Source organism: Pseudoalteromonas sp. SWN166 (assembly GCF_015864485.1).
GTDB lineage: Bacteria > Pseudomonadota > Gammaproteobacteria > Enterobacterales > Alteromonadaceae > Pseudoalteromonas.
Window position 1 is genome coordinate 50,554 of record NZ_JADYXB010000020.1, and the last position, 13,642, is coordinate 64,195.

Consider the following 13,642-nt stretch of genomic DNA (forward strand, 5'->3'; position numbering starts at 1 on the left):
GCTAAATCTGTTATACTGGGCGGATAATTTTATGGGGCTGTTATGATTTCAAAAAACCAACTCAAGCTTATTCGCCAACTTGGCCAAAAAAAGTACCGAAAGCAATATAATCAATACCTTGTACAGGGTGAAAAAAACGTACTTGAGTTATTAAACAGCCCATTAAATGCGGTTAATATTTTTGCTACTGATGAATTTATAAGTACGTACCAAGGTAAATATCAGCACGCTAATTTTATTGAAGCGGATGAAGAGTCTCTTACTAAAGCCAGTACATTAGTGAGTAATAATGCAGCTATTGCTATTGTTGATATGCCAAATGCAGAGCTACCTAAAGCCAATGGCTTAATACTCGCGCTTGATGGCGTGTCAGACCCAGGTAATTTAGGCACTATAATTAGAGTGGCTGATTGGTACGGCATTAAACATATAGTAACTAGCACCGACAGCGCTGACGCTTACAACCCTAAAACAATTAGCGCCACAATGGGCTCATTTGTAAGGGTGTCGGTAAGCCAAGTTGATTTACCTGAGTATTTACAGTCTTTAAACCTACCTGTTTATGGTGCTTTTTTAGATGGGCAAAGTGTACATAAAACCCAATTTACGGGCTCAGGCGTTTTACTAATGGGCAGTGAGTCGCATGGTATACGCGAGGAATGTGCAAATTTAGTGACCAATAAAATCACCATTCCCGCTTTTGGTGGAGCAGAGTCGCTTAATGTTGCAATGGCAACCGGTATTATTTTAGATAACTTCAAACGACAAGCTTAATCTATTAGTAAATTATGGGTTAAATTGTTTATGACAAATAACAATAATAAATTGGTAATAACAATAAGATGCGCTTAAGCACTATTAAATTAGCGGGCTTTAAATCGTTTGTAGAGCCCACTAAAATTCCATTTCCTGATCAAATGACGTGTGTTGTAGGCCCTAATGGCTGTGGCAAATCGAACGTTATTGATGCAGTGCGATGGGTGCTAGGTGAAAGCTCTGCTAAAAATCTGCGTGGCGATGCCATGACCGACGTTATTTTTAATGGCTCAACTAATCGTAAAGCCATATCGCAGGCCTCCGTAGAGCTTGTTTTTGATAACGACAAAGGTAATCCTTCAAATACATTTGCCGACAGAAACCAAATTGCCATTAAGCGTTTAGTAACGCGCGACGGGCAGTCACTATATTTTTTAAATGGTAGTAAATGCCGTAAGCGCGATATTACCGATATATTTTTAGGTACTGGCCTTGGTCCGCGAAGCTACGCGATTATTGAACAAGGCATGATCTCGCGCTTAATAGAAAGCAAACCACAAGAGCTGCGCGTATTTTTAGAAGAAGCCGCTGGCGTTTCTAAATACAAAGAGCGCCGCCGCGAAACACAAACTCGTATAAAAAGCACCCGCGAAAACCTTGAACGTTTACTCGATGTGCGTAAAGAGCTGCAAAGCCAGTTAGATAAACTCGCTGTGCAGTCAGTTGATGCAAAAAAATACCGCGAGTTAAAAGCGCAAGAGCGAACGTTAAAAGGGCAAATTGCGGTTTTAAAATGGCAAAAGTTACATCAGCAGCAGCTTGAAAAAAGTGTCCAAATTAAAAAGCTGAACGATCAGATTTCGTTTTTTAAAACAGCTAACTCAGGGCATGACGATGTACTTGCAAGCTTAGAAGGGCAAGTACAAGCTCAGCAAGATAAACTAAGCGATGCACAACATCAGCAACATGTAATACACACCGAGCTTACCCGCGCTGAGCAACAGCAAATAAATGTAAAGCAACAAACTCAAACGCTTAAACAAAATTTAATTAAATTACAGCAACGCCAAACCCATAGCACTGAAGTTAAAACGCAGCAGCAAATTGTGTGCGAGCAACTAAATGAAGCCCTGCAAGAGGCAAGTGAAAACAGCCTAGTGTGCGAAGAGCAAGTTAGGAAGTTAACGCATGAGCTTGAGGAATTATTAGCACTGAAGCAGCGCCGTAACACTCACTGGCAAGCTTTGTGTGAGCAACAGCAACAACTCAATAATAATGCGCAACTGCATAGCAGTCACATTAAACAAACTCAGCAGCAAATAAGCCACGTTAACGAGCAAATTGATCAGTTAAATGCGCAGCTTACTGACTTACAAAGTAGCGATGTAGAACAACAATTAACGCAGCAAACACAGCAAACACAAACATTAACTCAAGAACTGGCCGCTAAACAAACAGCGCATACACAGTGCAGTGCTAAGCTTGAATTACAAAATGAGCGTGTTAATAACTCACAAAAGCAATACTCAGCACTTACTCAAGCAATAAATGAGTTAAAAGCCAGTATAACTGGGCTTAAAAGTACATTAGGGCTTGATGAAGAAAATGAAAAAATTAATGTGTTGTTTAATCAGCTAAGTGTTGAAGAAGGCTTTGAGCCCTTAATAGAGCAAGCACTTAAATCGCTAGAGCATTTAAATGTAAGTGAGCAGCAAGCTGATAATAGTGTGTGGCCAATTAGTACTAAGCACATTGCTGAAAATAGCTTAGCGGCATTCATAACAAGCGGCGTGTATCCAGAACATTTAACGCGTATTGCTTATAGCGAGAGCGGTGATTTAACCCTGCTAAAAGATGATTTTTATACAGCCGTTATGGATAAAAGTGGTGCATTATATGGTCGAAATTGGCATGTAAGCGCCGATCGCAATGCCGAAAACTCATTACTTTTAAAGCATAAGCAATTACAGGATAAAGCTCAGCAGTTAACTAGTGCCGAGGATGAGCTAAAGCACATAACATCGACTCGTGATGAACATACAGCCAAGCAAGTAAAGTTAACTAACGAGCAGAGCGAGCTAAAAGAAGCGATACATGAACTTGCGCAAAATATAGCGGTAGGTAGTACGCGAAGCGATATGCTTGTGCAGCAAGTAGCGCAATTTAAGCTGCAGCTTGAAAAAATACAGCAGCAAAAGCAGCAGTTAACCACTCAGCATTTGCAATTAAATACCGTGCTTGATGAACAAACTACGCAATTTGAAGTCTTAAATAAGCAACAACTTAGCTTAACGGATGAGGTAGACGCTGCGAATAGCCTGCGCTCACAAAGTGATAAAAATTATAGCGAAGCATTAAGCATGCTTGAGCAATATAAAACGCAAGCGCATAAGGCAACGCTCACTGAGCAAAAGGCACGCAGTGAATGGCAGTTAAGCCAAACTAAACTCAGCCATGCAGAGCAAGAGCATGTTAGTGCCTCTGAAGGCGCACAAGAATTACTTAATGAAATAGAAGAACTACTTATACCCGAGCAAGCGCTTAGCGATAAAATAACGCAGCTTTTAGCGCAGCATCAAAAAGGTGAACAGGCGCTGGTATTACTTCAAAAAGAATTAGTTCAAGCCAAAGAAAGCTTAAACACTAAGCAAGCAAGCCTTAAAAATTCACAAGGTGAGCTGGTGGGCTTGCAAGAGCAACATCAAAAGCTAACAATTGAAGAACAAAGTTTACTTATAAAAGCGCAGCTTGCCCTCGAACCATTAGAAGATTTAAAGCAAAGTTTAAAAGCAATACTCGATGAATTACCTGATTCATTGAACTTAAGTGCAGCGCAAAATCAGTTAGCCGGATTTACTAATCAGTTAGAAAAATTAGGCGCGGTAAATTTAGCGGCAATAGAAGAGTTTGATTTAGCTAAAGCCCGTAGTGATTATCTTGATAATCAATTAGATGACTTAACCAAAGCGTTAAGTACTCTTGAAGGGGCTATTCGTAAAATTGATAGTGAGACTAAAACACGCTTTAAAGCGACGTTCGATCAAGTTAACGAAGACTTTGCAGAGCTTTTTCCTAAAGTTTTTGGTGGCGGGAGCGCGTATTTAGAATTAACCAGTGACGATTTACTCGAAAGTGGTGTTAGTATAATGGCACGACCACCTGGAAAGAAAAATTCAACAATTCATTTGTTAAGTGGTGGAGAAAAAGCGCTGACCGCATTATCATTAGTGTTTTCTATATTCAGGCTCAATCCAGCTCCTTTCTGTATGCTGGACGAAGTAGATGCACCATTAGATGATGCCAACGTTGTGCGTTTTTGTCGTTTGGTTGAAGAAATGTCACAATCTGTGCAGTTTATTTATATTAGTCATAATAAAATTGCGATGGAAATGGCAGGTAGATTAACGGGTGTTACTATGGCAGAACCTGGCGTATCGCGTATGGTTGCTGTAGATATAGAACAAGCTGTGCAACTTGCACACGTATAAATTTTTATAACAAGTGTATTAGTTTTTAATTAATATACAGGCTTTAGGCATATCAAATAATAAAAGGTGAGGGGATGGCCGAACAATTAAGATGGGTTTTAATCGTTATCAGTGTAGTTGTCATTGGTGGTTTATTAATACATGGATTGTGGTCTGTTAGAAAAAAAGACCGCCCAGAAATATCGGATAATGAACGGGTTGAGCCATTGCAAGAGAGCGCACCAGCTTCATCTAAACCGTTTCGTACTGAGGCTGAGCCAAAAGAGCTTATGCAAAACGAACGTGACGAGCCGCAATTTGGTGAGCTTAACTTTGATGAAAATGAGCCGCAAATTGATACGAGTGTCCCAGAAGTTCCTATTGAAGATGACTTAGAAATAGTTGATGACCTAGAAGCAAAAGAGCAAAGCGCTGAAGAAGCATCTGCCCAAATATCTGACTTTGTTATTGTGCATATTCAAATGCCAGAAGAGCTTAGCATGCAAGGTAGTAAATTATTGCCAGCAGTTAACACTTTAGGTTTTAAATATTCTGAGGAAGGCTTTTTTAATCGCCACTTAGATCCGGCTGGTCAAGGCCCTGTTTTATTTAGATTAGTAAATATGTACAACCCAGGTACGTTCGATATTGATAATATGGAACAATTTAGTACCGCTGGGGTAAGCTTATTTATGACATTACCTTGCGACGGCGATGGCTTAGCTGCATTTAATATGTTGCACAGCGCAGCTAAAAAATTAGCGGATGAATTTGGTGCACAAATTTTAGATGCTGAGCGAAATGAAATGACGGTAGATCGCGTAAGACAATATGTTGAGCAGGTCCGTTCTTTTTCAGCGTAAATAACGCATACATTATATTTTTATAAGCCACTGGACGGTGAATCGTCAAAGTGGCTTTTTTTATGTTTATTGAGGTTTAAATGTCTAGCAGCATTAGTGAGCAAGTTAATCATCTTCGTACTACATTAGAGCAACACAACTATAATTATTATGTGCTCGACACCCCTAGTATTCCTGATTCTGAATACGATAGGTTATTACGCGAACTAAGCGCACTAGAAACACAGCACCCAGAATTTTTAACCGCTGATTCTCCTACTCAAAAAGTAGGCGGTGCAGCACTTAGTAAATTTGAGCAAGTAGCGCACCAAGTACCCATGTTATCGCTTGATAATGCGTTTAGTGAAGAAGAATTCACTGCGTTTAATCGCCGTATAAAAGAGCGTTTAATGAGTAGTGATGAGCTTACTTTTTGTTGTGAGCCAAAACTTGATGGATTAGCCGTATCGATTATTTATCGAGATGGTGTGCTTGTACAAGCGGCTACGCGAGGTGATGGTTTTACTGGTGAAAACATTACTCAAAATGTTAAAACTATTCGTAATGTACCGCTCAAGCTACGTGGTGATTACCCAAAAGAGCTTGAAGTTCGCGGCGAAGTATTTATGGACAGCGCTGGCTTTGATAAATTGAATACTGAGGCAGAAAAACGCGGTGAAAAAGTATTTGTTAACCCACGTAATGCCGCAGCGGGTAGCTTACGTCAGCTCGACTCTAAAATCACCGCCAAACGGCCACTTATGTTTTACGCTTACAGTACCGGGCTTGTTGCTGATGGCAATATCCCTGAGGATCATTATCAGCAATTAGAAAAGTTGACTGATTGGGGGTTACCGCTTTGCCCTGAAACAAAACTAGTCGAAGGCCCACAAGCAGCGCTTGAGTATTACAGCGATATTTTAACGCGCCGTGGTGAGCTTAAATATGAAATTGATGGCGTAGTAATAAAAATAAATCAAAAGACCTTACAAGAGCGTTTAGGCTTTGTAGCGCGTGCTCCTCGCTGGGCTATTGCGTATAAATTCCCAGCGCAAGAAGAAATAACACAATTACTTGATGTTGAATTTCAAGTTGGACGTACGGGTGCTATTACACCGGTTGCACGCTTAGAGCCTGTTTTTGTAGGTGGCGTAACAGTATCAAATGCAACACTTCATAATGGCGATGAAATTGCTCGTTTAGGTGTAAAAGTGGGCGATACAGTTATTATTCGCCGCGCAGGAGACGTGATCCCGCAAATAACTCAAGTTGTGCTTGAACGCCGCCCTGATAATGCACGCGATATAGAGTTTCCTGTAACGTGCCCAATTTGTGACTCCCATGTTGAAAAAGTAGAAGGCGAAGCTGTAGCTCGTTGTACTGGCGGGCTTGTATGTCCTGCGCAGCGTAAGCAGGCTATTAAGCATTTTGCTTCGCGCAAGGCACTAGATATAGATGGCCTTGGCGATAAAATTGTTGATCAGCTAGTCGATAGAGAGCTTATAAAAACACCGGCTGATTTGTTTATATTAAAACAAGGGCATTTTGAATCTCTTGAGCGCATGGGACCTAAGTCGGCTAAAAATTTGGTAACAGCGCTTGAAGAGGCTAAAGGCACTACGCTTGCTAAGTTTTTATACTCTTTGGGTATTCGTGAAGCCGGTGAAGCAACAGCACAAAATTTAGCAAATCACTTCCTATCCCTTGAAAATGTAATAAATGCCAGCATTGATAGTTTAACGCAGGTGAGCGATGTAGGCGAAATAGTAGCTGCTCATGTTCGTGGCTTTTTTGATGAAGAGCATAATTTAGCAGTTGTTAATGCGCTTATAGAGCAAGGCGTAAATTGGCCAGCACTAAGTGCACCTTCTGAGGAAGAACAGCCGCTAGCAGGGCTTACTTATGTACTTACAGGTACGCTTAATACACTTAATCGTAATGATGCTAAAGCACGCTTACAGCAACTAGGCGCCAAAGTATCGGGTAGTGTATCGGCTAAAACAGATGCACTAGTAGCAGGTGAAAAAGCAGGTTCAAAATTAACTAAAGCGCAAGACCTAGGTATCGACATACTGACGGAAGATGAGTTAATAGAGCTGCTTATAAAGCATAACGGTTAGGAAAACAAAAATGAGCCGATATGGGCCAGAATACTGGGATAAGTACGGAAGTTACCGTACACCTATTGCATTTCATTTAAGTGTACTTGTGCTTTTACGCGGCTATTTTATTTGGGTGATAGCGGCTTTAAGCCGCAGGCCTGAACTGGATTTAATGTCGTTATTTTTTAAAAATAAAAATGATTTTTTTATCGCAATAGCAATCGGAAGTGTTGCAATAATACCGACTATTTTATTTTGCTTACGCAGGCCTCGAGATTCGCATAGTGCGAGCGACAGGCTAGCAAAAATATGGCGACATATGCGTTGGCCCCTTATTTTATGCGCCGTTGTTGATTTGACATGGTTAAGCATTCAAGCTGCGCATAGTCATTATCGATTTTCACCATTTTTAGCCATACAAATGATGATTGTTTTATGGGTACTGTGGTATTTGATGAAAAGCCGTTATTTAACTGTTTTTTTCAATGATTGGCCTGAGCCGACGGAAAAAGCATCAGAAGAAAAAAAGCGACTTAAAAGGGATTAGATGTGGACGCTGTAAATAAAAAAATAGCGATAGCGGTTTCGCTAATAGGATTAGTGCTTGTTATTTTAATGATTAGCACTGAGCTTTTAGAGTTTATGTGGTTTAAAGTGTTATTTGGATTATGGATATTTATTTTTTGTTCAAGTATTTATAGACTTACCCCGCTATTTAAATCAAGAAATAGGTTAGAAGATTTTATTCAACGAGATGCCCAGCACTTATTACTTTTTAGTTTGATGGGATTTTTTGATAAAAAGCACGGTCCTGATTGGTTAGTTATTGAAAGTATCGAACGCATAACAACTAAGGATGACGAGCTAATAATTTATAGTAATAACGAGCGTCAAATGAGCGTTAGTTTGCCTGTAAAAAAAGCAGAACTAGCTCGTTTTATTAAACGAATACTTACCGATTCAGAAAAGCAAAGCATTACCTTTGATTAGGCTGATCTTCGCTCTATTCAAAAACGTAATACTTGGTGATACTTCTCTATAAATTTAGAAAGTACCGCTAATCAACTATTCAATGAGGTTATTATGTTGAAGTGGAATGATGTTATTAATTTTGCCACCAACGGCAATCCTACCCCGAGTAAAAAAGTAGTCAAAACTGATGAGCAGTGGCGGATGCAACTATCAGAAGATGAATATTACGTAACACGTAAAAAGGGAACAGAGCGCCCAGGTAGCTCGGGAAGTTGCACATTGCTCGAACCTGGCAAGTATGTGTGCATTTGCTGTGATAATCTATTGTTTGATGCAGATGAAAAGTTTGATAGCGGTACTGGTTGGCCGTCATTTACGCAACCTGCAACAATTGAAGCAATTGGTTATGTAAGCGATACAAGTCATGGTATGGAGCGCATAGAGGTGATTTGTAACGTGTGTGATTCGCACTTAGGGCATATTTTTCCAGATGGTCCATTGCCAACAGGTTTGCGTTATTGCGTTAATGCCGCATCAATGAAAAAACTCTAATATTTTATTTATTAGGGCGTGTTGATCTTTGTGGATTGAAATTTGTTCAATCTAGGGGCGATTAAATCGCGGCGCGAGGTTTGTAACCTAGTGGGCTAAGTAAAAACCGAGCAACAAAGAGTTAATCGTCCCTAGAAAGAACCCAAAGGGCAGCGCATGTTTGGTATTTATGCTGCGTTATCGCCTATTCATGGGGAATAACCACACTACATAGGCTCCGCCTTGCCTAAAAACCAAACATACTGCTGAAAATTCACCCACCAAAGATCAACGCGCCCTAGCGCTTTGAATATCTAAATTCATTTCTTTTGCTATATGCAAAATCTTATCTAAACGCTGCGTCTGATCTGCTTGTAACTTAGCTTTATCAAGAAGGGCGTAGCATCTTTTAGCAAGTTCTATATTGAATGAGCTGCCAGATTGCTTGGTTGAATCAAATAAACACTGTAATAAATTAAGTGCGATACTTTGATTACGAGGCATGACTCTAAATGCTTGTGTAAACGCTTCCAGTGCCGTATTTAATTGGCCTTTATTAAATTGATTAACCGCATGGTTATTAAGCTCTTTCGGACCCATTTTAATATCGCGTCGCTCACTTTGTTGCTGCTGAATATAACGCAAGTAAGTTGTGTCGCTAACCGCAGGGTGTCTTTCACAGTGGCTGATTATTTGAGTGAATAAGGCTTGTGCCTTTTGATGAAATCCCAGCTCATGAAACGCCTTTGCTTTATCAAGTGCGCCATCAACCGATCGGATGTGAGTATCGTCATCATCAAGCTGCTCAATTAGCTTTTTAGCTTTTTGGTGCTCGTCTTTTAAATAATGAAGTCGTGCATTAAGTACATCAATTTGAGCTTGATTCGCATTATTAGGAAACTGTTTTTTTAAATCATTAATGTACTGATTAGTTTGCCTTGAAATTCGCTGTATTTGATCGGTTTGATCCGTCGTTAACGCAAAGTCGATACCAGCACGAGCTGCATTTAAATATACATCCGGGTGGTCGTGTATTGAATGTTTTGCAAAGGTGGCTATATCTTTTTGAGTCAAATAGCTTTTTTCGTAGTCGTGATTAATTAGCGACACATTGCTTAGCGATTTTTGACGTGAAATATTGCGTGGTGCAATTTCTGCTGCTTGACTTAAAAAGCTCTGCGCTAGCTCAAACTTATTTAGTTTTATTTCTAATCTACCTAATAAATCGAGTGCTACTAACCTAGTTTCTTGGCGCTCAAGCATTGTTTTGAGCATTCGCTGCGCCAAAATATGTTCGTTATTAGCTATAAGTGCCTCTACTAAGCCCACTTTTGCCCAAGCAAATTTTTGAATATCGAGAACAGATTTAAAAAAGTCTTTTGCATCTTGATCGCGTTTTAAGCGAAGTAGTGCATCGCCTTTTAAGCGCAATAGGATAGGGCTGTAATTATTATTTTTTTTATCTAGAGCGGTATCAATAAATTTAATAGCTTTTGAATCGTTACCATCATCAATTAGTGAATACACTGTTTGTAAATCGTGTTTTCGCTTTAAAATTCGTTCAATGCGTGTTTTGAGTTCTTGCACTGTAAAAGGTTTAACTAAAAAGTCATCAGGCTGAAGTTCAAGAACACTATGAACGAGTGAGCCACTAGTTTCTGCTGAGATGAAAATAAACCCAGTCGAACTTTTTATAAGGTGTTTTACACGTAGCTCTTCATAAAGCTGGTAGCCATCTTGGTGTTTGCTTAAGTTAAATGAACAAACTATTAGATCAAATTCTTCACTTAAACACTGCTCTTTTGCAGAGTTTGCATGATCGGCAAAGCGCAACTGCCGAAAGCCAAGCCTTTCTAACGATTGTTTCATATAGCTTTGAGCAAGTGGTTGCTCCTCGACTATAAGTATTTTGGCTTTTGCATAGATCTTAGTTGGCATTGGCTTAAGCGTTATTGTATTTAACACAGACTATAATCAACAGTTTAACGCCTTACAAGGGAATTTAAATGATAGGTGTATTTATTAGGTACTTAATTTTAACTAGTACGTTCATATTTCCACTTCAGAGTGACTTTATTTGGCCGTGTTAGTATTGAAATGATTATTTGTTTTGATGTAAGGGCTGAAGTATTAATAGGTAGTGATGATGTCATTTTTTATAGCTAGGGTAATTATACGCAAATCATAAATTGAATTTTTATAAAATTATTTAAAATAGTAAAGAGGAGTTGTTTCTAAGGAAATGACTTAATCATATTTATATGTGGTGGGTGATACTGGACTTGAACCAGTGACCCTCGCCTTGTAAGGGCGATGCTCTCCCAACTGAGCTAATCACCCACATATAATAGGTATGCTTGTTATTTAATTCTTTATTATCAATAAACCGCTTGATGTAATTTGGTGGGTGATACTGGACTTGAACCAGTGACCCTCGCCTTGTAAGGGCGATGCTCTCCCAACTGAGCTAATCACCCAAATTACATTTTAATATGCACCACTGTAAGTAGTGGTGGGTCGTACTGGACTTGAACCAGTGACCCTCGCCTTGTAAGGGCGATGCTCTCCCAACTGAGCTAACGACCCATATTAAATTTTAAAACGCGACTATTGATATAATAATAGGTTTATATGTGGTGGGTGATACTGGACTTGAACCAGTGACCCTCGCCTTGTAAGGGCGATGCTCTCCCAACTGAGCTAATCACCCACATATAAATTAAAACGCTACTATTAAAATAAATAGTACTGGATTTGAACCAGTGAACTTCGCCGTTACTTGTAAATAGCGGTGATGCTCTCTTTTTTCTAACTGAGCTAATCACCCATTTAGATTTTTGTAATATACACCATTTTAAAAAAATGGTGGGTCGTACTGGACTTGAACCAGTGACCCTCGCCTTGTAAGGGCGATGCTCTCCCAACTGAGCTAACGACCCATATTACAATTTTAGTACTCAACTATTAATATAATAATAGGTTTTATATGTGGTGGGTGATACTGGACTTGAACCAGTGACCCTCGCCTTGTAAGGGCGATGCTCTCCCAACTGAGCTAATCACCCACATATAAATTAAAACGCTACTATTAAAATAAATAGTACTGGATTTGAACCAGTGAACTTCGCCGTTACTTGTAAATAGCGGTGATGCTCTCTTTTTTCTAACTGAGCTAATCACCCATTTAGATTTTTGTAATATACACCATTTTAAAAAAATGGTGGGTCGTACTGGACTTGAACCAGTGACCCTCGCCTTGTAAGGGCGATGCTCTCCCAACTGAGCTAACGACCCACATATAAATTAAAACGCTACTATTAAAGTAAATAGTACTGGACTTTCACCAGTGAACTTCGCCGTTACTTGTAAGTAGCGGTGATGCTCTCTTTTTCTAATTGAGTTAACAACCCATATAGAATTTAGATGTGAACACTTATAAAAAGTGGTGGGTGATACTGGACTTGAACCAGTGACCCTCGCCTTGTAAGGGCGATGCTCTCCCAACTGAGCTAATCACCCACATCTAAACAACATCACATTGCTGCGTTGTTGTGGGGCGCTATTATAGATAGAGTTGGAAATGTGTCAACACTTGAATGATAAAAATGTACTGAGTGAAGGTTTTATAAACAATAGGATACAGTTGAAGTCTATTTTATCGTCAAATTTAAGATTGCAGTTCAAATAAGCACCTAAAAGTGAGTAGGGAATTATAATAGTACGTAGCTCATTGTCTTTTTATTGGTATCACTTTTCATTGCTATGGACAAAATGGATTAATATTAGGATCAGTTATTTAGTTAATAGGGCAGACCCTTAGAATAAAATCAATCTAAATTTCTCAAAGTGAGTGAATTAATAGCACTTTAAACTCTCTTTTTATACTTACTTTATTTCACAAGCCAGCCCTAGCTAACTCGTAAAGATGCATTCTTCAGTAATAGCCTTCGATTTAAAATTGGATAGATCAGATATCATTACTATCCTTGTACGCAGAATCATAAGGCGCCGTAGTTCCTCTATTCAAAAAGCCGTAGTTCCTCTATTCAAAAATAAGCGAGCATTTCTGAATTAAACTTATCTAGTAATAGAGTGAAGATGACGATACTTACAGTATTTATATTTAAGCCTTGTTGTTTTGCAACCGGTTAAAGGATTAAGGCGATTGGCGAGGCCTAACTCGGTAGTTTTTTAAATAAGTTCAATTTGCATATAAATGTATACCTTTTCTTTGATGCAACTTTGTTGCATCAATTAGGGAGAGTAGGGCTTGATTGAGTATTCGCTGCAATATAGTGATGTTATTATAAGCAATAGGGCTAGAATCTTATTCAAATTGTACTTTTTAGCACGCTTGATAGCCAGTTTGTTGAAAATTAAACCATTTAAATAAAGCTAGGTAAAAAACTGTTGACTTTATTTTGGGTGGTGCATAGAATGCGCCCCGCACTAAGCGATACACGATGTGTTTATCACGACGGGTATTGATTAAGTTGGGGCCATAGCTCAGCTGGGAGAGCGCTTCGCTGGCAGTGAAGAGGTCTGCGGTTCGATCCCGCATGGCTCCACCAAAAATTAGTGTTTTGTCCTAGGGTAGCAGTTTTCTGTGTCCCCATCGTCTAGAGGCCTAGGACACCGCCCTTTCACGGCGGTAACAGGGGTTCGAATCCCCTTGGGGACGCCATTTAGCTTTAATTAGCTAAAGGCGGTTTTACCGAGAAAATAGCGTCACANTTTAGCTTTAATTAGCTAAAGGCGGTTTTACCGAGAAAATAGCGTCACAATTAAAGCTCGAGTCTTTACTTGTACTAAACGCAATTACCTTAAACTCAGGATGTGAGTTAAACTAATCAACTGTCCTAGTGATACATTTATGTGTCCCCATCGTCTAGAGGCCTAGGACACCGCCCTTTCACGGCGGTAACAGGGGTTCGAATCCCCTTGGGGACGCCACTTACTTATTTTTAATAGG

8 protein-coding genes and 13 tRNA genes are annotated in these 13,642 nt (G+C 39.5%); 10 read left to right on the forward strand and 11 right to left on the reverse strand.

What is annotated here, in order from left to right:
• The first annotated feature begins 42 nt into the window (after positions 1-42).
• From I6F49_RS13010 to msrB, 7 genes are all read left to right on the forward strand, one after another.
• Positions 43-774 (forward strand): RNA methyltransferase, encoded by a 732-nt coding sequence (locus I6F49_RS13010; RefSeq protein ID WP_197180871.1) that lies wholly within the window; start codon positions 43-45, stop codon positions 772-774.
• Between the two features lie 68 nt (positions 775-842).
• A complete protein-coding gene (locus I6F49_RS13015) occupies positions 843-4,244 on the forward strand; it encodes a chromosome segregation SMC family protein (RefSeq protein WP_197180873.1) in 3,402 nt (1,133 codons plus the stop codon).
• Between the two features lie 74 nt (positions 4,245-4,318).
• Positions 4,319-5,086 (forward strand): cell division protein ZipA, encoded by a 768-nt coding sequence (gene zipA / locus I6F49_RS13020; RefSeq protein ID WP_197180875.1) that lies wholly within the window; start codon positions 4,319-4,321, stop codon positions 5,084-5,086.
• A gap of 80 nt (positions 5,087-5,166) precedes the next feature.
• Positions 5,167-7,185 (forward strand): NAD-dependent DNA ligase LigA, encoded by a 2,019-nt coding sequence (gene ligA / locus I6F49_RS13025; protein ID WP_166419100.1) that lies wholly within the window; start codon positions 5,167-5,169, stop codon positions 7,183-7,185.
• Positions 7,186-7,195: 10 nt separating this feature from the next.
• Entirely contained in the window at positions 7,196-7,714 is a 519-nt protein-coding gene (locus I6F49_RS13030; RefSeq protein ID WP_166419099.1) for a DUF2919 domain-containing protein, read from the forward strand.
• Between the two features lie 2 nt (positions 7,715-7,716).
• Complete coding sequence (locus tag I6F49_RS13035; RefSeq protein ID WP_166419098.1) at positions 7,717-8,157, forward strand: hypothetical protein; 441 nt, start codon at positions 7,717-7,719, stop codon at positions 8,155-8,157.
• 93 nt (positions 8,158-8,250) lie between these two features.
• Complete coding sequence (msrB, locus tag I6F49_RS13040) at positions 8,251-8,691, forward strand: peptide-methionine (R)-S-oxide reductase MsrB (RefSeq protein WP_166419097.1); 441 nt, start codon at positions 8,251-8,253, stop codon at positions 8,689-8,691.
• Positions 8,692-8,958: 267 nt separating this feature from the next.
• On the opposite strand, the gene I6F49_RS13045 is transcribed toward msrB, so the two are convergent.
• The 11 genes from I6F49_RS13045 to I6F49_RS13095 form a co-directional block, all read right to left on the reverse strand.
• Positions 8,959-10,608 (reverse strand): tetratricopeptide repeat-containing response regulator, encoded by a 1,650-nt coding sequence (locus I6F49_RS13045; RefSeq protein WP_166419096.1) that lies wholly within the window; start codon positions 10,606-10,608, stop codon positions 8,959-8,961.
• A gap of 326 nt (positions 10,609-10,934) precedes the next feature.
• A tRNA-Val gene (locus I6F49_RS13050) sits at positions 10,935-11,010 on the reverse strand.
• A gap of 61 nt (positions 11,011-11,071) precedes the next feature.
• Positions 11,072-11,147: transfer RNA gene (locus tag I6F49_RS13055), tRNA-Val, on the reverse strand.
• A gap of 33 nt (positions 11,148-11,180) precedes the next feature.
• A tRNA-Val gene (locus I6F49_RS13060) sits at positions 11,181-11,256 on the reverse strand.
• A gap of 48 nt (positions 11,257-11,304) precedes the next feature.
• Positions 11,305-11,380 (reverse strand) — tRNA-Val (locus I6F49_RS13065).
• 29 nt (positions 11,381-11,409) lie between these two features.
• Positions 11,410-11,501 (reverse strand) — tRNA-OTHER (locus I6F49_RS13070).
• A 32-nt stretch (positions 11,502-11,533) separates the two neighbouring features.
• Positions 11,534-11,609: transfer RNA gene (locus tag I6F49_RS13075), tRNA-Val, on the reverse strand.
• 50 nt (positions 11,610-11,659) lie between these two features.
• Positions 11,660-11,735: transfer RNA gene (locus tag I6F49_RS13080), tRNA-Val, on the reverse strand.
• A 29-nt stretch (positions 11,736-11,764) separates the two neighbouring features.
• A tRNA-OTHER gene (locus I6F49_RS13085) sits at positions 11,765-11,856 on the reverse strand.
• A gap of 32 nt (positions 11,857-11,888) precedes the next feature.
• Positions 11,889-11,964, reverse strand: a tRNA-Val gene (locus I6F49_RS13090).
• Positions 11,965-12,113: 149 nt separating this feature from the next.
• Positions 12,114-12,189: transfer RNA gene (locus I6F49_RS13095), tRNA-Val, on the reverse strand.
• Between the two features lie 976 nt (positions 12,190-13,165).
• Here I6F49_RS13095 and I6F49_RS13100 point away from each other — a divergent pair.
• The 3 genes from I6F49_RS13100 (at position 13,166) to I6F49_RS13110 (ending at position 13,623) form a co-directional block, all read left to right on the forward strand.
• Positions 13,166-13,241: transfer RNA gene (locus tag I6F49_RS13100), tRNA-Ala, on the forward strand.
• 37 nt (positions 13,242-13,278) lie between these two features.
• Positions 13,279-13,354 (forward strand) — tRNA-Glu (locus tag I6F49_RS13105).
• A gap of 193 nt (positions 13,355-13,547) precedes the next feature.
• Positions 13,548-13,623, forward strand: a tRNA-Glu gene (locus I6F49_RS13110).
• The last annotated feature ends 19 nt before the right edge of the window (positions 13,624-13,642 follow it).

Coding starts and splice junctions, on each gene's coding strand:
- I6F49_RS13010 (WP_197180871.1), top strand. CDS start 43: ATGATTTCAAAAAACCAACTCAAGCTTATTCGCCAACTTGGCCAAAAA.
- I6F49_RS13015 (WP_197180873.1), top strand. CDS start 843: ATGCGCTTAAGCACTATTAAATTAGCGGGCTTTAAATCGTTTGTAGAG.
- zipA (WP_197180875.1), top strand. CDS start 4,319: ATGGCCGAACAATTAAGATGGGTTTTAATCGTTATCAGTGTAGTTGTC.
- ligA (WP_166419100.1), top strand. CDS start 5,167: ATGTCTAGCAGCATTAGTGAGCAAGTTAATCATCTTCGTACTACATTA.
- I6F49_RS13030 (WP_166419099.1), top strand. CDS start 7,196: ATGAGCCGATATGGGCCAGAATACTGGGATAAGTACGGAAGTTACCGT.
- msrB (WP_166419097.1), top strand. CDS start 8,251: ATGTTGAAGTGGAATGATGTTATTAATTTTGCCACCAACGGCAATCCT.
- I6F49_RS13045 (WP_166419096.1), bottom strand. CDS start 10,608: ATGCCAACTAAGATCTATGCAAAAGCCAAAATACTTATAGTCGAGGAG.